Annotated in this window: 14 protein-coding genes; 3 read left to right on the plus strand and 11 right to left on the minus strand. The window is 38.7% G+C overall.

Annotated elements, in window-relative coordinates; all coding sequences use genetic code 11:
* Nucleotides 1-169: 169 nt before the first annotated feature.
* Nucleotides 170-1,447, minus strand: coding sequence for an FtsW/RodA/SpoVE family cell cycle protein (locus tag ABZ559_RS08805; RefSeq protein WP_367006032.1), 1,278 nt, complete (start codon nucleotides 1,445-1,447; stop codon nucleotides 170-172).
* Nucleotides 1,448-1,753: 306 nt separating this feature from the next.
* Between ABZ559_RS08805 and ABZ559_RS08810 the strand changes: the two genes are divergently transcribed.
* Nucleotides 1,754-2,206 carry a universal stress protein gene (locus ABZ559_RS08810; RefSeq protein WP_018375940.1) on the plus strand — a complete coding sequence of 151 codons (453 nt, stop codon included), beginning with the start codon at nucleotides 1,754-1,756 and terminating at the stop codon, nucleotides 2,204-2,206.
* A 48-nt stretch (nucleotides 2,207-2,254) separates the two neighbouring features.
* On the opposite strand, the gene ABZ559_RS08815 is transcribed toward ABZ559_RS08810, so the two are convergent.
* Nucleotides 2,255-3,652: an HAD-IIB family hydrolase gene (locus tag ABZ559_RS08815; RefSeq protein WP_273414012.1), complete on the minus strand. Its 1,398-nt coding sequence runs from the start codon at nucleotides 3,650-3,652 to the stop codon at nucleotides 2,255-2,257.
* 68 nt (nucleotides 3,653-3,720) lie between these two features.
* Between ABZ559_RS08815 and ABZ559_RS08820 the strand changes: the two genes are divergently transcribed.
* Together ABZ559_RS08820 and ABZ559_RS08825 are read left to right on the plus strand one after the other, a co-directional pair.
* Nucleotides 3,721-4,689 carry an asparaginase gene (locus tag ABZ559_RS08820; protein ID WP_367006033.1) on the plus strand — a complete coding sequence of 323 codons (969 nt, stop codon included), beginning with the start codon at nucleotides 3,721-3,723 and terminating at the stop codon, nucleotides 4,687-4,689.
* Between the two features lie 35 nt (nucleotides 4,690-4,724).
* Nucleotides 4,725-4,898: a hypothetical protein gene (locus ABZ559_RS08825; protein ID WP_018375943.1), complete on the plus strand. Its 174-nt coding sequence runs from the start codon at nucleotides 4,725-4,727 to the stop codon at nucleotides 4,896-4,898.
* A gap of 448 nt (nucleotides 4,899-5,346) precedes the next feature.
* On the opposite strand, the gene ABZ559_RS08830 is transcribed toward ABZ559_RS08825, so the two are convergent.
* The 9 genes from ABZ559_RS08830 to secA all read right to left on the minus strand — a co-directional run bounded on the left by ABZ559_RS08830 (nucleotide 5,347) and on the right by secA (nucleotide 18,065).
* Entirely contained in the window at nucleotides 5,347-6,261 is a 915-nt protein-coding gene (locus ABZ559_RS08830; protein WP_367006035.1) for an aldo/keto reductase, read from the minus strand.
* A gap of 660 nt (nucleotides 6,262-6,921) precedes the next feature.
* Nucleotides 6,922-7,284 (minus strand): hypothetical protein, encoded by a 363-nt coding sequence (locus ABZ559_RS08835; RefSeq protein ID WP_367006036.1) that lies wholly within the window; start codon nucleotides 7,282-7,284, stop codon nucleotides 6,922-6,924.
* A 337-nt stretch (nucleotides 7,285-7,621) separates the two neighbouring features.
* Entirely contained in the window at nucleotides 7,622-9,637 is a 2,016-nt protein-coding gene (gene recG / locus ABZ559_RS08840) for an ATP-dependent DNA helicase RecG (RefSeq protein WP_367006037.1), read from the minus strand.
* Nucleotides 9,638-9,682: 45 nt separating this feature from the next.
* Nucleotides 9,683-11,287, minus strand: coding sequence for a CHAP domain-containing protein (locus ABZ559_RS08845; RefSeq protein ID WP_367006039.1), 1,605 nt, complete (start codon nucleotides 11,285-11,287; stop codon nucleotides 9,683-9,685).
* Nucleotides 11,288-11,370: 83 nt separating this feature from the next.
* Nucleotides 11,371-12,474: an alanine racemase gene (alr, locus tag ABZ559_RS08850; RefSeq protein ID WP_367006040.1), complete on the minus strand. Its 1,104-nt coding sequence runs from the start codon at nucleotides 12,472-12,474 to the stop codon at nucleotides 11,371-11,373.
* 350 nt (nucleotides 12,475-12,824) lie between these two features.
* Nucleotides 12,825-13,181 (minus strand): holo-ACP synthase, encoded by a 357-nt coding sequence (gene acpS / locus ABZ559_RS08855; protein WP_367006041.1) that lies wholly within the window; start codon nucleotides 13,179-13,181, stop codon nucleotides 12,825-12,827.
* Nucleotides 13,182-13,251: 70 nt separating this feature from the next.
* Nucleotides 13,252-14,313, minus strand: a complete 1,062-nt coding sequence (locus tag ABZ559_RS08860; RefSeq protein WP_367006043.1) for a 3-deoxy-7-phosphoheptulonate synthase — start codon at nucleotides 14,311-14,313, stop codon at nucleotides 13,252-13,254.
* 1 nt (nucleotide 14,314) lies between these two features.
* Nucleotides 14,315-15,346, minus strand: a complete 1,032-nt coding sequence (locus ABZ559_RS08865; protein WP_018375952.1) for a 3-deoxy-7-phosphoheptulonate synthase — start codon at nucleotides 15,344-15,346, stop codon at nucleotides 14,315-14,317.
* A gap of 190 nt (nucleotides 15,347-15,536) precedes the next feature.
* The gene (gene secA, locus ABZ559_RS08870) at nucleotides 15,537-18,065 is read right to left on the minus strand and encodes a preprotein translocase subunit SecA (protein ID WP_277291275.1); all 2,529 of its coding nucleotides are present in this window, start codon (nucleotides 18,063-18,065) and stop codon (nucleotides 15,537-15,539) included.
* Nucleotides 18,066-18,174: the final 109 nt, after the last annotated feature.

Below are 18,174 nucleotides of genomic sequence, written 5' to 3' on the forward strand. Positions count from 1 at the left end.
AAAAGAAAAAATCTCCAAAGGGAGATTTAGAACTTTTATTCATAGGCGGATTCTTCCGTTTAAGACTAGATTTACACTACTCATCATTTTTCAAAAAACTATCCTGAGTATTTTAAAAACTTCCTTAAATCAAAATATGATTCTCACCTACAAATACAATTTCTTGGATTTAATAAAACTCATCAATGTGAACAATTTTGTCATCGGCAACATCCTCTGGCATCGTCTGAAGTTCTACTTCTGCATCTTTTAATATCCGTTCTCGCTTCTCACTAGCATCAATATTAAGAACAAAACCAATTGCCGCTGATAAAACTAAGAGACTGTTTCCTCCTTGTGAAAGAAACGGAAAAGTAACACCTGTAGAAGGAATTAGACCAGAGATACCGCCAATGTTAACAAAGATTTGCATCAACATCATGCCTCCAACACCCAGAGCAATCATTGAATTAAAGGCATTTTTTGATTTTAAACCAACATTCATGATACGTAGAATAAGGAAAAAAACAAGGGCTAATATCAAACCAGCACCAATCAAGCCGAGTTCCTCAATAACAATAGAAAATACAAAGTCTGTTTGTGCTTCTGGTAAATAGCCGCGTTTTTCAATTGAATTTCCTAGGCCAAGCCCAAACCAACCACCATTGCTCATGGCATAGTAAGAATTCGCTAATTGATGTCCTGAGTCACCAAGGTCATGAAAAGGATTAAAGAAAGCGCTAAAACGTTTAGCAACGTAACCAAAAACAGGAACTTTACCAACATTATCAACACCAATAATCGCAATGCTACCTAAAAAAGCTGCTGACAAGGCTGTAATTGTTGTTAGTATAGCGGAAAACCATCTATAGCCAATCCCACTCAACGAATACATAATCAGTGAGGTTAGTACAATAATAGCAGCATTTCCCAAGTCTGGCTGAATAGCTACCAAACCAATCATAAGAAGGGAATAAACCCGCCAATCCCTCAAATCACTCCAGCTATGGAACCACCAGCGACGCCTTGTCAACGCCTGATAATCATAGATACCAATTTGTTCTTGCTTTCTTGCAAAGGTAAAAGCTAGATACCAAACGATAATAATCTTCAGGTATTCTGCTGGTTGAAAACTAAGTGGTCCCACAACAATCCAACCATGTGCTCCGTTAATCTTTGCAGCAAATAACCTTGCATAGATTAACATTAATATTTCGATTAACATCACAACGGTTAGAACTTTAGAGTTTTTTAAAAAGTTTAATTTTAACTTATAGATAAATACGATAGCTATCAAACTAACAATCCAAAAAGCGCCTTGATTAATGACAGATCTAAATGGATTAAGACCATTTTGGATAAGAGTGGTACTTGTCGTTGAATAAACAACAATCAAACCAATAACCGATAAAATTAAATACGGTATAAGTATAGAATAATTTAGCAGATGCCTCTTGTCAATTTTCATAGTGTCCCCTACATTCGAGATAGTCTCCTAGCATTATACCATCTTTCTAAATTTAAAAAAAGCAAAAGAAAATCTACTGATTGTGGTAAAATTTTAAAAAAATTTCAGGAAAATCTATAAAACGCTTTCATTTTAGGTTCTAAAGGAGTATAATTAAGCTGTAAGGATTTAGATTAGCTAACTTACTGCTAAAAATCTAGTTATACTCTGTAAAAATCAAAAGAGTATGTTCAATCTCACTTGAATTGCGATTCCATTATCGACTTTTGGTTTTCACTGAGCGCCATTTGCTAAGGAGGGTACAAAATGTTACAAAAATATGAACGTATTATGGTTGCCATTGATGGCTCTTATGAATCTGAACTTGCTTTTGAAAAGGGAATTAACATTGCCCTCAGAAACGATGCTGAATTATTATTAGTGCATGTTATTGATACACGTGCACTCCAAAGTGTAGCCACTTTTGACACTTATATCTATGAAAAACTAGAACAAGAAGCAAAAGATGTTCTGTCAGACTACGAAAGTCAAGCCCGTAAACGCGGTTTAGAAAAAATCCGTCAGATAATTGAATTCGGCAACCCAAAAACTCTTCTGGCACACGATATTCCTGATAAGGAAAGTGTTGATTTGATTATGGTGGGTGCAACAGGTCTCAATACGTTTGAACGCCTTCTCATTGGATCGTCTTCTGAATACATCATGCGACATGCGAAGGTTGATTTATTGGTTGTTCGTGATACTGCCAAAACACTTTAAAGCTTTTACTATACTATTCAAAATGAAAAGCAAAAGACAGCCGGATTTTTAGTATCCGGCTGTCTTTTGACGTTTAAATGATTTTTGAATCTGCCGATCAATCTCACGTTTGATGGCTGGTTCTGGAGCAAAGCGCTCCTCCCAATCATCTGGTTTGAGGATTTTATGGCTAATCGGATCAAAATGGGCCTTCCCATCTGGGAATATCTTACCCATATTGGCTTCGTGTACAGTATCAAATAGTGGTTTAGGATCAACTCCCATCAATACGAAAGAACCATATGTAAGGTATAATAAATCTGTCAAGGCATCAACCTGACCAACCAGTGGCGTTTCTGGATGTTCCTTTGATTGAACCTTTTCAGCAGCCTTATCAATCGCAGCATGCAAATTCAAGAGGGCTTGAGTGAAAGTTGCTTTATCTTTTTGACTAGCAGCATATAAAAATTCAACAATTTCTTCAACTTTAAAATCTGAGCGATGTCCTGCCTCAACAACGTCATAAGTCCTTGGAGTCTCCAAAGTTTCACCATCCATGAGGTGATGAAAATCTTTAACTTTGTTGAAGTTTTCATCGCGACTTCTGAATATCTTGTCGCTATCTAAGGAAATCAAACCGTAATGAGCCAGTGCTTTCGAAATGCCATCATTATTATTTGTCGCTGTTGTGTAAATTGCCCTTTCTTTAACAACATCAGCTGCATTTCCCATAGCAACCCCTATTCCAACACCAGAAAGCATTTCCAAGTCATTTTCTGAGTCACCAAAAGCCATAACTTCAGACAAATCAAATCCAAAAATCTTACCAAGGCGTTCAATTCCTTTTATTTTGGATTGACCTTTAGAAATTAAATCTGCTGAGTAGGGGCTACTCCTCGTCACCTTCAATTGAGGGAATCGTTTCTGAATATTGGCAGTCTCATTTTCTGTTGCGACTAAAACAATTTGATAAATTGGCTCCCTAATCATCGTTCTAAAACTATCAAGGCTTTGAGGTTTAAAGCGACGAATCAGATGTTTGAAACTACGTTCAACAGTTTTCGCCATTTTTTTGGGAACAACGCTACTCAATATCTGTCCCACCTGACTGGTACCAATTCCAATAATTCGTGAACCAACCAGACCAGAAGCTGTTCCTAAAGAAATCTCACGACGTTTATCAATGGCGTAACGTACAACCTTATATATTACAGGCTTGGTAAGCTGATTATCATAGAGCACCTGATTACGGGTAAAAATATACTGGCCATTATAGGTAACCGCAAAATCTAACCCTAGATTTTCTAAATAGGGTTGTACAAAAGCCGGTCCGCGCCCCGTTGCCACTCCTACAAATACGCCTTGCTGTTTGAGACTTTGAATAGCTTTTTGTGTAGATTTTTGCACATTTTTTCGATCGTTGACCAGTGTACCGTCAATATCAAAAAAGACTGCCTTTATCGTCAAATCAATTCCTTACTTTCTATTCTTTATGATAAAATAAATTATAACATATTTTTGAAAGAAGTATTAGAATGACAAAGAAAATCCTTGTATTACATACAGGTGGTACAATTTCCATGCAAGCTGATGATTCCGGAAGCGTCAAGCCTTCTACTGACAATCCCATGAATCACGTTGGATTTGAGCTTGATGATGTTGAACTAACTGTTATAGACTTTTTCAATATTCCCAGTCCTCATATCACCCCCTACCACATGATGGCCCTTTACCATAAAATTAGAGAAACTACTGGGCAATACGATGGCGTTGTCATCACGCATGGCACTGACACTTTGGAAGAAACAGCATATTTTTTGGATACTATGGCCATTCCTGATATTCCTATTGTTTTGACAGGGGCAATGCGAAGCTCAAACGAGCTTGGTAGCGATGGCATTTACAATTACCTTTCTGCTCTGCGCGTGGCCATCCATCCAAAAGCTGCTGACAAGGGAGTACTAGTTGTTATGAATGATGAAATTCATGCCGCTAAATATGTCACCAAAACCCACACGACCAATGTTGCAACCTTTAACACCCCAACGCACGGTCCGCTAGGTATCGTTATGAAACATGATATTCTTTTCTTCAAGACAGCCGAACCACGAGTCCGTTTTGACCTCAATCAAATATCAGGTACGGTCCCTATCATCAAGGCTTACGCAGGCATGGGATTAGGTGAAGGAATTATCAGTTTACTGGATCCTGATAAGATTGACGGGGTCGTCATCGAAGCCTTAGGCGCTGGAAATCTCCCGCCCGAAGCCGCTCAGGAATTGGTGCGTTTAATGGCAAAAGGTGTTCCAGTTGTCCTCGTCTCCCGTTGCTTTAACGGCATTGCTGAACCCGTTTATGCTTACGACGGAGGTGGCGTTAAGCTTGCCGAATCTGGTGTTATGTTTGTCAAAGAACTTAATAGCCAAAAAGCTCGACTTAAACTGCTCATCGCACTCAATGCTGGCCTCAAAGGACAAGATTTAAAAGAATACATTGAAGGCTAAAGCACCGCCATTTCCCAAAAGAAGGGTTAAAAATCATGAAACTAACCATCACCGCTACCGACAAACCCAAAGAACAAGAATTCCACTATGAGTTGGAAATCTCAAACAAGCAGGTTATCACAACGACCATCTGCACTACTCTCATCATTTGCTCAGCCATCTGGACCAAAGCATCCTTTAAATCAACTATAGCGGTTAGTCACCTTTGACAAAATACCAAATAAGAGAAAATCAGACACATCCTACTTAAAAAATACTTCACAAGATGCCTCGCAATTGCTCCAGTGAAAAGGAAAGCCCCAAAAGACCGTAACTGATGAATAATACTTACTAATGTTCAGAGAAAAAAATAAGTAAGGTCTTATAAAACTCACGTAAAACGGCAATTGGTAGTCTGGGTTGCTCAAACAGGTCAAGGCAAATAATCTGACCATTATAGTGACAAGTTACATGAGTAGAGCAGCGCTTTGGAATTCAATGTTTTTCGAGTTTACTGATATTAGCAAATTCAACCTTATTCGGATAAAAAAGTCTACCGAGAAGAGCAGACTTTTTCGACTTCAAGAACGAAGGATGACTTTTAGAAAATACTGCAAAGCTAAAAATTTTATAACTCGCTCCAAACTCTTATAATTATCAATCCTCTTGTTTTCACTTTTAAGGTAAGCTGTTACCTGCACTGCGATAAATGTCGTACCACTCTGAACGACTTAAAATCACTTGTTCTGACGTAGCAATTCTAGCAATACGCTCAGGATTCATGGAACCAACGATAGCTTGCATTTTAGCAGGATGACGCAAAATCCAAGCCACAATGATTGCTTCAGAAGATAGGGCATACTGCTTTGCATATTTTTCAATTGTTGCTGTCAACTCTTTATAGTTGGGATTTCCCATAAAAAGGCCGCGTCCTAAGTCAATTTGAAAAGGTGACCAAGCCTGAAGAGTAATATGGTGTAAGCGACAATAATCAATAACACCGTTATCACGGTCAATAGCAGAGCTATTTTTCATATTCACGTTCAAACCAGTATCAATCATCGGCGTATGAGCTGGCGATAACTGCATCTGATTGACAGCCAAAGGTTGATCAAGATAAGCTTGCAAAAGAGCAATTTGGTGAGGATTTTGATTACTGACACCAAAATGTTTCACCTTACCAGCTTTTTTAAGCTGATAAAAAGCCTCTGCCACTTCTTCTGGCTCCACCAAAGTATCTGGGCGATGCAAAACTAGAAAATCGAGGTAATCTGTTCCTAAACGCTCCAAGATACCATCCACCGAGGACAAAATGTGCTCTTTTGAAAAATCAAAATATCCCTGACGGATACCGCATTTGGACTGTAAAAGATATTGCTCTCTGGACAGACCTAGAGTCTTCACAGCCTCACCAAAACGTCTCTCCGACTCTCCTCCGCCATAAATATCAGCATGATCAAAAAAATTTATATCATGATTTAGAGCACTGGCGATGACTTCTTGTGCCGCAGTTGTATCCAGAGCCGCCATTCGCATACATCCAAGAGCGATACGTGACCCCTCAAGTCCCGATTGTCCAATTTTTTGTTTCATAAAAGACTTCCTTTAATTTTCTTAGAACCTGTATTCACAAGCGAAGTGCTTGTAAATAAGAGATAGTTTTTCACTAATCAAGGCAGTTTTTTTTGGGGGGGGAGTACTAATTGTACTTTGAAAAAAACTAACGATGAGTGGCTGAAAAATTAGCCTTAGATAAAGGTGCTGAACTGTGAATACAGATTCTTATTATTGTAACACTATTTGAAACCGTTAACAAGAAAAAGGATACTAACTTACCACAAAGGCATACAAATATATTCTCTGTAACCTGTTCCATCTAACCACTGTTAAAATAAAAATATTTTACTTTTTTGAAGTACCCGACAACCTAAGAAATGAAGCATAGTTAACGAAAATCAAAATAACACAAAAAACTTCGCTAAGATTATATTTCTAGCGAAGCACTTTTTTTAATTAACTGTCATTATTTTATGGACAATTACATATCAATAGGCCTATTCTTTGACATCATTTTGAATGATAATAAAGATAGAGTTGCTGTGCTGTGTTCTGTTTAACAAATGTCTTCTTGTAATTCACTTTGATTTTCATAAGCATGACCCCATTTCTTTTTAGTGATTTTAGTATAAAGGGAAAAACTTAAATATAGCTTTCAAAAAACTTACAAAAATCTTAAGGTAGCTTAGCAACACACTACCATTTAAATTGCTTCAGATTATCATGGATACGCTCAATCTTTTCAGCATCTAAATCGTTTCTGTCCTTACTTTCTGGGTCTAGTGCCTTGAGAGTTTCTGTAAAAACATCCACGAGATATTGATACTGATAAGGACTCAATCGCTTGATTTGGTGATTAATAAAAGCAATAGCTAAATCAAATTTTTCATCAATGACTAATTGATTCAAATAATCATTTCCATTTACTAAACGTCCCTCTTCGTCCTCTGTCATCCCCAAATCAATCTGGATATTTTCCAATTTGAAGACTTTTCCAATCATATTCGCTGTGCCTCGGATTTGACTGAGGAGCCAATCACTGTTAAAAACCATATGCAAGCTCCTTTTCTAATAAATCGAAATACCGGTTCCCTTTCCATTGTAGCATTTTTAGCTTTATAAATAAAGCGTTTTCATTTTTGGTCACGCCGTGCGTATGAAGAAAATGCATGTAGCTGTTTTCCAGCTACATGCATTTTTTCAAAAATATTTTCATGAAATTTATATAGTTGCTTTGATTTATCCTCATTTTCACCTACATTATAACAAAATTTCATGATAAAAATATAACTTTTTATGAAAAATCGTTATCTGAAAGCGAAATTTTCTTCATGCGCTTGTCGTAATTTTTGAGCTTTTTTAAATTTTCAGACTATGAACCAGAAATTTAAAATTTTTAATCAAACTCACTCTTTTCACGTAGATTTCGGACGATAGGTGCCCAACGTTCATTAGTCTTCCAATTTTTGTCAGAGACAATCTCCGCTGCAACACGGCGAGCTTCCTCTAAAATATTGTAATCTTCTACGATGTCTGCCACTTGAAACTCTGGAATACCAGATTGGCGTGTACCAAAAATCTCTCCTGAACCACGCATTTTGAGATCTGCTTCTGCCAATACAAAACCATCGGTGGTCTCGCACATGGCTTTCATCCGCTCCTTGCCACTATCTGTCTTAGGATTGGCAACCAAGATACAATAAGATTGCTTATGACCACGACCCACGCGACCGCGCAGCTGGTGCAGTTGGCTGAGTCCAAAACGGTCCGCATCCATGATAATCATCACAGTGGCATTTGGCACATTAACCCCAACTTCAATCACGGTCGTGGAAACCAGAATTTGGGATTTCTTGTCCTTGAAATCTTGCATGATTTGGTCTTTTTCCTCATTTTTCATGCGACCATGCATGAGGGCAACCGTGGCTTGACCCGCAAAATGGTCAGACAATTCTTGGTGCAGAGCGACAGCATTTTTCAAATCCAAGGCCTCAGACTCCTCAATCAAAGGTGAAATCACATAGATCTGAGCTTCTTTGGTCAGCTCTTTCTTTACCCAATCCAAAACCGTATCCAGCTGCTCATGCCTGACCCAACGCGTGATGATAGGCTTGCGTCCCGCAGGCATCTCGTCAATAATGGACACGTCCATCTCACCGAATGCCGTAATGGCCAAAGTCCGTGGAATAGGTGTTGCAGTCATCATGAGAACATCAGGATTTTCACCCTTTTCACGAAAAATACGACGCTGATTGACCCCAAATCGGTGCTGTTCATCCGTGATAACCAACCCGAGCTTGTGATATTGAACGGCATCCTGAATAAGAGCATGCGTTCCCACAACCATGTCCACAGAGCCATTGGCAATCTGCTCTAAAGCGGTGCGCCTAACTGGTGCTTTCATGCCAGATGTCAAGATAGCAATAGACAAGTCAGGAAAGAGCTGTGACAAACTTTCAAAATGCTGCTCAGCTAGAATTTCCGTGGGCACCATGAGAGCAGATTGAAAGCCAGCCGTGTAAGCAGCATACATGGCCAGACTAGCAATAACAGTCTTCCCAGAGCCCACATCTCCTTGCAAAAGACGGTTCATGTGAGCACCTGAGTGCATATCTGCCAGAATTTCCTCTAAACTGCGCTTCTGAGCAATTGTCAATGGAAATGGTAGAGCTGCAATCTGATCAGCCACTGCATGTTCATCATAAGCGATGACTTGACCATTTGTTTCCGATTTATTTTCTGCCTTTAAAACTTGAAGATTCATTTGGAAGTAAAACAGTTCTTCAAACTTAATACGACGCAAAGCCTGCTTATAGTCTGCCAAATCTCTTGGAAAGTGCATAGCAGCTGTCGCCTGACCGCGACTAAGTAGCCTGTATTTGTCAATCAAGGTCTGTGGTAAATTTTCTGGTAGCCAATCCACTGCGCCAGCATCAAAAGCTGCTTTGATAGCTTTAATCAGAGCAGTCTGTGAGATGCCTTGAGCAACTCGATAAACAGGTTGCATGTCATCTTCCACCTGTGCCAAGATTTTCATCCCCGTCAAAGCAGACTTAGCTGTATCCCATTTACCAAAAATAGCCACATCTTGCCCCAATTCAACCTTATCAGCTAGATAGGGCTGGTTAAAGAAAGACACAGCAATCACTGCCTCCCCTTGCTTGATTTTAAAGGACAGACGATTACGCTTGAAACCATAATATTGAACATTGGCAGGTGTGATAACAGTCCCCGTGACAACTGCCTTCTCACCGTCAGCCAATTCAAAAACCGATTTACTCTTAAAATCCTCATATCGAAAAGGGAAATAAAGCAACAAATCCTCAATGGTATAGATACCCAATTTATAAAATTTTTCAGCAGACTTAGGACCCAGCCCTTTGAGTTCTGCAAGTGATGATTGTAAATTCATAGTTTAATTATAACAAAAAGACGCACCAATAGGCGTCTTTCAGATTTATTTTTGTCCAATAACATATGTCAATTGGCTAGCTTGGGCTGCAGTAAAAGTACGGTACGACACCACACCACGTCCAATAGCATTCGATTCAGAAATGAGAATTGAACCGTCTTCTCTTACCTGCTCAACAATGGCTACGTGACCGTATGTGCCATCAGCGCCTGCCTGACCAGGAGCGAAAGAAACCGCGAAACCAACTTTTGGTTCATGAGTTGTTTCATAACCAGCTTTCAATCGCCAGTCACCACCGTTACCCATGTAAGGGTCAAAACTATAACCAAGTTCCTTAGCGCGGTTGTAAACATACCAAGTACATTCTCCCCAAGCGTAACTTGTTACACTGTAAAGTGTTGTATTAGCTGCAATATCAACATCAAAACCTTCAGGAATACTTGTCAAACTAACAGTGTTGAGTTGACGTAATTCTTCAGGGATTTCAGGTGTTCCTCCATGCTCATCAATCCAACGATCCAAATTCTCCATAATTTGAGCACGTCTTTGACCTGTACCGGATGTATCAGTAAAATAGACCCCTCCATCTATCGCAAAGTTCAGAAGACCTAAAGCAGCTTTTTGAGCTTTTTTATCTTGAACTTGGAAAGTTAGGTTTTTATTTTTGATAATGGTTTCAGTAGCCAACTTACGAATAGCCCTATCATCATTAAAATTCAAAGCAGTTTCAGGAGATAAATCAAAGGCAGCATACCCAAACATATTGGCACCGCGATATGTAGCTATTCCCTGAGTTCCAAGTGAACTTTCAGCCATAGCTATTGCTACAATAGCACGAACGTCCAATCCACTCTTTTTTTCCCACTCTAACAATTTAGTGCCATTGATACGTTGGCTGTCGTAAGCAATTCCTGTAGATTTCAAAAAACCATCTAACTGCTCAGCGGTAATACCATAGCGATGTGACAATAAATTATGACTATAAGCATCCTTACCAGACCAATGCTCAACATAAGTTGTGTACGTTAATATATTGTTATCATCAAGAACAGTGTCCTCGTAGTTATTTGATACAGCATAAAGAGAATTAAACTGTCCAACTATTGGCTGGATGGGTTGCTGAGGCTGTGTTTCTATCGGAGTTTCAGAAGATGCGACTACTTGCTCTGAATTGGTTCCATTAGAGGGAGTACTAAAAGTTTCTACCTTATCTGATTTTGCCTCTTGTGACGAAGAAGGAAGTGTCTCGTTGGTTTCTGATGATGAACTTGGAAGTGTAGTACTTTCAGTCTGCGAAACATCACTAAAATTTTTCGTGATTGACGCCTCAGTAACTTCATCTTTTACATCAGTTGAAATAGAACTTTCTTCATTTGTTATCTCTCGATTAGGATCTAAGACCGTCTCTGTTGTATCTGTACTGGCTGGCAAATTTGTCTGTAAATCATTTGAAGTTGCTGTTTCTGTTGTAGTTTCAGATAACTCTGGGACACTTTCTTGAGTTGAAACAGTTGTACTTTCATCGTTAACCTCTTCAACAGTGGTTGGAGAAGTCGCACTTACAGTTTCGGCTAATACAGGAAAACTCGATATATTTGAAGACAGTAGAATAACTAATAAACCTAGTGCGCTCATCTTATTCTTTGTCATAATTTATCCTTTCTAAGACATATCTATTATCGCTATTATATCACAAAATACTAATTTTTCCTAATATTTCTATTGTATTAGCACTACTCATAATACCTAGGAATACGATCACTCAATAGGCACAAAACTTCGTAGTTGATTGTCTTACGTTTCTGAGCCACATCTGTTGCTGAAATTTCATGATCCCCTTCATGACCAATTAAAACGACCTGTGTCCCCAACGGATAATTCTTAGGTAGTCTAACTGTAATCTGATCCATTGAAACACGCCCTACAATTTCACAAAATTGCCCATCAATTAGAACTGAAAAGCCTTGTAAATCTCTTGTCCAGCCATCTGCATAACCAATCGGAATGGTTCCAATAAATTGTTTTTCTTTAGCTACATAAGTTGCCCCATAACCAACACTTGAACCTGGAGCAATTTCCTTAACATGGACTAAGACAGATTCTAAGCGCAAAGATGGTTTTAAAGGGTAAGGTAAAGCCAGTTCCGTTCCACTTGGATTTAAACCATAAATGACAATTCCTAAGCGAACAGCGTTAAAAATTGTTTCACTATGCCAAATACTAGTAGCTGAGTTACTAGCATGAACTAGGGGAGGTTTATCTGAAAGATTGTTGACTAAATTGGTGAAGAACTGTAACTGTTCATTGAATTTTGTCTGATCAACTTCATCAGCCGTTGCAAAATGCGTAAAAATTCCTTCGACTTCAGCACCAGCCTTTTTTAGACCAGCAATTAGTTTTTCTGCATCATCTAAAGAACGTACACCAATGCGTCCCATGCCAGAATCCACTTTAACATGAGCTTTGAGACCCTTCAACGAAATTCCTTCTGATAAAGCTAATTCTAACCATTCTAAGCTCGCAACTGCTATGCTAATGTTACATTTAACAGCCAAAGGTACTTCGTCAGGCATGACAACCCCTAGTATCAAAATAGCTTCTTCTATATCTGCCTCACGCAGCTCTAAAGCTTCATCAATATTTGAAACACAAAATCCATCAACTAAGGAATGCACATGCTTAGCAACTTTGACAGCCCCATGACCATAGGCATTTGCCTTGACAACTGCAAAGCTTTTTTTCCCTTGTGGAATATGCTTCTGTACTACCTTTATATTTTCTGAAATAGCATTCAAATCAATAATCGCCTTGGTAGGGCGATGAAAACTTGAAATCATCTGATTTCCTCCTTCTTTCAAAAAGAGACTTCGGTTACTCTATTATACTCTTTTAGTCTATCTTTTATGACTTCACTCACTGAGGAAAACTCGTCTCATGCCTCCTCACTCTCATTAATCCACTGGATCATTAGAATTTCTTTTCCCTACCCCGCGATACATTCCATAGATTGCAACGACGTACGGAGGTAAAGACCATTTATTTTTTCAATTAAAGTGAGCTAGATGACTAGGAAGCGTACTATAGTGATTGCTGTTAATTCATTAATGATTTTAACAGTTATAAAGTTTACTAAGTTGCCTCATACTAAAGTCTAGAAGACTACATTTGCTAATGACAGAGATGATTGTTACTTTTCTTCTAAGATAACACTTGCTTGTGCAAAACCGCCACTATGCGAAATGGACAAAAAAACAGTTCCACCAAAAGGAGATTTAGTTACAGAAGGGCGTTTTTTCTCATCAGGCAAAATCTCTATGTCGTGAAAGCCAAGTTTTCCAATACCTGTTCCCACAGCTTTTGAAAAAGCTTCCTTGGCAGCCCAGCGACCCGCTAGAAATTCCATTTGTCGCTTATCGGACTTAAACGACAAAAATATAGCTAGTTCATTATCAGTCAAAACACGTTGGGCAAATTTAGGATTTTTTTGATAAGCTTTTTTTACTTCAGAAATATCCTGTAAATCAATTCCATGTCCTATTATCATAGCTACTCCTCTTATAATGCACAAAAGGAAGAAGCTGAGATTTTTCCCAGCTCCACTCCTTTATCATGTCTTAGTCTTTAACAATAATATCTTCACCAGATGTTTGACTTAATGTAGCATATATTTCATGGATTAATTTTTCGGTTTTATCCCAACCTAAGCATGGATCTGTAATTGATTTTCCAAATACTTCAGGACTATTTTGACGTCCATCTTCCAAATAAGATTCAATCATGAAACCACGAACATAACGACGAATATCTTCACTCCATTCGCGATTTGTCAACGTTTGACGCACAATACGAACTTGCTCCAAATAGTCTTTACCTGAATTATCATGGTTAGTATCTAAAACGATAAAAGGATTCTTCAAGCCCATTTTTTTATAACTAGCTATTGCCTTTACCAAGGTATCGTAGTAATAGTTGGGTTCATTTTCACCATGTTCATTGGTTGCACCACGTAAGATGGCGTGTGCTAAAGGATTACCATCCGTCTCCACCTCTGCATTATGGTAAATGAAATTTTGTGAATTTTGAGCTGCGTAAATGGCATTGAACATGACATTAAGGTTTCCTGAGGTAGGATTTTTCATTCCGGTCGGAGCATCAATTCCAGAAGCGACGAAGCGATGTTCCTGATCTTCAACCGAGCGGGCACCAATCGCGTGATACGATACCAAATCATCTACGAGTGGCAAATTAGCTGGATAGAGCATTTCATCGGCTGTTGTCAACCCCGTTTCAGTAATGACACGGTAGTGTAAATGACGTACAGCAGCAATACCGTTAATCAAATCAGGCAACTTGGAAGTATCTGGTTGATGCATCATACCTTTATAGCCATCACCATTTGTCCGCGGTTTAGCAGTATAAACTCGCATAACCATAAAAATTTTATCATCAACTTCTTTTTGAAGGGCAGACAGACGTCTGGCGTATTCCAGAACAGCCTCTTCATTATCAGATGAGCAAGGACCTATAACCAATAGCAGACGTTGATCATCTCCATTGATAATAGCCTGCAATTCCTGATCTCTTAACTCTTTACGCGTTAAAAATTCGCCTTCAAGTTTAGAAAGTTGCTTAACCTGTGAAATGTTAATACTTTCACTTTTTTGATGTATTCCCATCTTATTCTCCTAAAGTCTTGTAAATTTCACGAATAAGTTCTTCAGTCTTATCCCAACCTAAACAAGGGTCAGTGATAGATTTTCCGTAGACATCAGGCTGATTTTGACGACCGTCTTCTAAATATGACTCAATCATGAAGCCACGAACATATTTCCTAATTTTATCATTCCAGTCTTGATTAATTAAAGTTTGACGGACAATACGAATTTGTTCCAAATAATTCTTACCTGAATTATCGTGGTTGGTATCAATAATGATAAACGGATTTTCCAGTCCCATTTTCTCATACTGTTCAATGCTATCAAGCAAATTATCGTAGTAATAGTTTGGAATATTTTTCCCGTATTCATTAACTGCACCACGCAAAATAGCATGAGCAAGAGGATTTCCTGAAGTCTCAACTTCTTCACCGTTAAACAAGAAATTCTGTGAAGATTGGGCCGCGTAAATCCCATTAAACATGATATTAAGATTTCCTGAAGTAGGATTTTTCATGCCTGTAGGCACATCAATACCTGATGCTACAAAACGGTGTTGCTGATTTTCTACTGAGCGTGCTCCGATGGCAATATAGGATACCAAATCATCAATAAGTGGTAAATTTTCAGGATAGAGCATTTCATCAGCTGTTGTTAAACCTGTTTCTGTAATGACACGATAGTGCAAGTTTCTAACTGCACGAATACCATTAATCAGATTAGGCTCACCCTGTGCATCTGGTTGATGGACAAGACCTTTATAGCCATCACCATTTGTTCGTGGTTTAGCAGTATAGACACGCATAACCATGAAAACACGTTCCTTAACTTCTTCTTGGAGTTTTGCCAAGCGGTTAGCATAATCTAGGACAGCTTCTTCATTATCTGATGAACAAGGTCCAATGACCAAAAGTAAGCGGTCATCTTCACCTTTAATAATAGCTTCTAATTCACGATCACGCGCCTCTTTATTTGCAAGAATACTACCAGTTAAAGTTGATTCTTCTTTAACCTTTTTGAAATCAATTTTATCACCAAGAGCCTTAAATGACATTGTTTTTCCCTTTCAACTTACTGAATATGTAAACCAATAGATTTTAAAAGTACTTTAGACACACTCCTTGTGCGGTCACCGAAAAAAGTATCTAAATCAATCTATTGAAATTTTTAAATTTTTTCTATTATACCATTTTAGAACTCTTTTTCAAGAAATTTTTCAGAATTTTCAGCACAAAGCCACATCTCTAAAACTTTTTACGTCCATGACAGTTTTTAAATTTTTTCCCAGAACCACATGGACAGAGGTCATTACGACCAACATTTTTAAATTCTGTAGTTTCTTGTGTTCCCTCAGAGATAGTCTGAGCTGAGATATTTTTTTCTGCTGTTGTGGTTGCCTTTTGGCTAGCATGTTCACGTTCGCGTTCATGAATTTGTGCTTTCATCATGGTACGAGTCACATCAAATTCAATTGAACCAATCATATCTTGGAACATGCGGAATCCTTCAGACTGATACTCAACAACTGGATTATTTTGAGCGTAGCCTCGAAGTCCTACAGCTTGTCGCAATTGATCAAGAGCATCAATATGATCAGTCCATTTATTGTCAACAACCATCAAAATTAGGACTTTTTGGAATTCCAGTTTAGCATCTTCATCACGCAACTTAGCCATCTGGCTGTCATAGACTGCTAATGCACGGTCGTAAAGTTCAGATTTTATTTCACTAAATTTCAATTCTTCAATGTCCGATAAGGTGATTGATTCTTCTGGAACCAAACTTGTTTTAGCAAAATTTAAAATAGCTTCTAGGGCTTCTTTTCGATCGTTACTACTATGTCCATCAACAGTCCTATTGATAGTTCGTTTAATCATAGCTTTAATTTCAGGGCCAAGATCACGTTCAGCAGTGATAACATCGCGACGCTCCGCATAAATGATTTCACGTTGTTCGCGCATAACATCATCGTATTGGAGGACTTGTTTACGTGTATCGTAGTTGTTACCTTCAACACGTTTTTGAGCGCCTTCAACTTGTTTAGTTAACATACGTGATTTAATAACCACGTCCTCTTCACCATCACTCAAACGTTCCATGAAAACTTTAATGCGATCTGAGCCAAAACGGCGCATCAAATCATCTTCAAGTGAGAGATAAAATTGTGATTCTCCTGGATCACCTTGACGTCCTGAACGTCCGCGTAGCTGATTGTCAATACGACGGCTTTCATGGCGCTCTGTACCAATAACACAGAGTCCGCCGAGTTCACGTACACCCTCGCCCAACTTAATATCAGTACCACGACCAGCCATGTTGGTAGCTATAGTAACAGCTCCGCGCTGTCCAGCGTTCATGATGATTTGAGCTTCCTTAAAGTGGTTTTTAGCATTAAGAACTTCATGCGGAATACCAGCTTCAACCAACTTTTTAGAAATTAAATCAGAAGTTTCAACCGCTACTGTACCAACGAGAACAGGCTGCCCTTTGGCATGGCGTTCTTTCACATCTTCAATTACTGCTCTAAATTTAGCTTCCAATGTTGGGTAAAGAAGGTCAGTGTTATCAATACGAATAACTGGACGATTTGTCGGAATTGGAATAATTCGCATGTTGTAAACTTCACGAAATTCTTCTTCTTCTGTTTTCGCTGTACCCGTCATCCCTGCTAATTTTTTATACATGCGGAACATGTTTTGATAGGTGATGGACGCACTTGTTTTTGACTCTTCTTGGATTCTAACCCCTTCTTTAGCTTCAATAGCCTGATGAAGACCATCTGAGAAGCGGCGTCCTGGCATGGTACGACCAGTAAATTGGTCAACGATGAGAATTTCTCCATCTTCAGAAACCACATAGTCAATGTCCAGAAGCATAATGTAATTTGCACGCAAAGCATTGTCAATGTAGTGAGTCAAAGCAACATTTTCAAGGTCATAAAGATTTTCCAAATGGAAATAATCTTCCGCTTTATCAATACCATAATCAGTCAAACCAATGGTTTTTGTTGGAACATCTATGATATAGTCTGTACTTTCCAACGTTTTCACAAATCGGTCTGCCCTAATATAAAGCTGACTTGTTTCTGAGCTAACTGCCCCTGAAACAATCAGAGGAGTACGTGCCTCATCAATCAAAACAGAGTCAACTTCGTCGACAAGTGCAAAGTTCAGCGGACGTTGCACCATGTCTTCTGCACGAACAACCATATTATCACGAAGGTAATCAAAGCCTACCTCTGAGTTAGTCGAATAGGTGATATCACAATTGTAGGCTTCACGTTTTTCAGCAGGTGATTTTGCGGCAAGGTTAATCCCTACAGAAAGACCAAGCCAGCTATAAACTTCACCCATTTCAGTTGCATCGCGTGTTGAAAGATATTCGTTAACTGTAATAACATGAACCCCTTCTCCAGCAAGTGCATTTAAATAAACAGGCATAGTAGCTGTCAAAGTCTTACCTTCACCAGTACGCATTTCTGGAACATCACCGTTATGGAGAACAATCCCCCCCATAATCTGAACATGATAAGGATAGAGTCCTAAAACACGTTTTGCCGCTTCACGAACAACTGCAAAAGCTTCCGGTAAAAGCTGATCTAAAGTTTCTCCTTTTTGATAACGTTCTTTAAATTCTGGTGTCTTCGCTTGTAGTGCTCCATCAGATAAGGCAGACATCTCATCCGCGTATGCCTCAACTTTTTTAGCAATTTTTTCTAATCTTCTTAATTCGCCTTTGTCATTTTCAATGACAGTTCGTAGAATATTTGCCATCCTAATTCCTTTCGAAAGTCTTATCAGTTCATTTTATCACAAAAATACAGTCAATTCAAGGATTGTATGCAATTCAAAAGAGCCAAAGCAAGCTTTGACTCTCGTATTT

Origin of the sequence: Streptococcus sp. ZY19097, assembly GCF_040731245.1 — a bacterium.
Lineage (GTDB): Bacteria > Bacillota > Bacilli > Lactobacillales > Streptococcaceae > Streptococcus > Streptococcus orisratti.

Bases quoted from the DNA above. Each gene is read 5' to 3' on its own strand.
- ABZ559_RS08805 (WP_367006032.1), bottom strand. From the start codon at position 1,447: ATGAAAATTGACAAGAGGCATCTGCTAAATTATTCTATACTTATACCG.
- ABZ559_RS08810 (WP_018375940.1), top strand. From the start codon at position 1,754: ATGTTACAAAAATATGAACGTATTATGGTTGCCATTGATGGCTCTTAT.
- ABZ559_RS08820 (WP_367006033.1), top strand. From the start codon at position 3,721: ATGACAAAGAAAATCCTTGTATTACATACAGGTGGTACAATTTCCATG.
- ABZ559_RS08825 (WP_018375943.1), top strand. From the start codon at position 4,725: ATGAAACTAACCATCACCGCTACCGACAAACCCAAAGAACAAGAATTC.
- ABZ559_RS08830 (WP_367006035.1), bottom strand. From the start codon at position 6,261: ATGAAACAAAAAATTGGACAATCGGGACTTGAGGGGTCACGTATCGCT.
- recG (WP_367006037.1), bottom strand. From the start codon at position 9,637: ATGAATTTACAATCATCACTTGCAGAACTCAAAGGGCTGGGTCCTAAG.
- ABZ559_RS08845 (WP_367006039.1), bottom strand. From the start codon at position 11,287: ATGACAAAGAATAAGATGAGCGCACTAGGTTTATTAGTTATTCTACTG.
- alr (WP_367006040.1), bottom strand. From the start codon at position 12,474: ATGATTTCAAGTTTTCATCGCCCTACCAAGGCGATTATTGATTTGAAT.
- acpS (WP_367006041.1), bottom strand. From the start codon at position 13,181: ATGATAATAGGACATGGAATTGATTTACAGGATATTTCTGAAGTAAAA.
- ABZ559_RS08860 (WP_367006043.1), bottom strand. From the start codon at position 14,313: ATGGGAATACATCAAAAAAGTGAAAGTATTAACATTTCACAGGTTAAG.
- ABZ559_RS08865 (WP_018375952.1), bottom strand. From the start codon at position 15,346: ATGTCATTTAAGGCTCTTGGTGATAAAATTGATTTCAAAAAGGTTAAA.
- secA (WP_277291275.1), bottom strand. From the start codon at position 18,065: ATGGCAAATATTCTACGAACTGTCATTGAAAATGACAAAGGCGAATTA.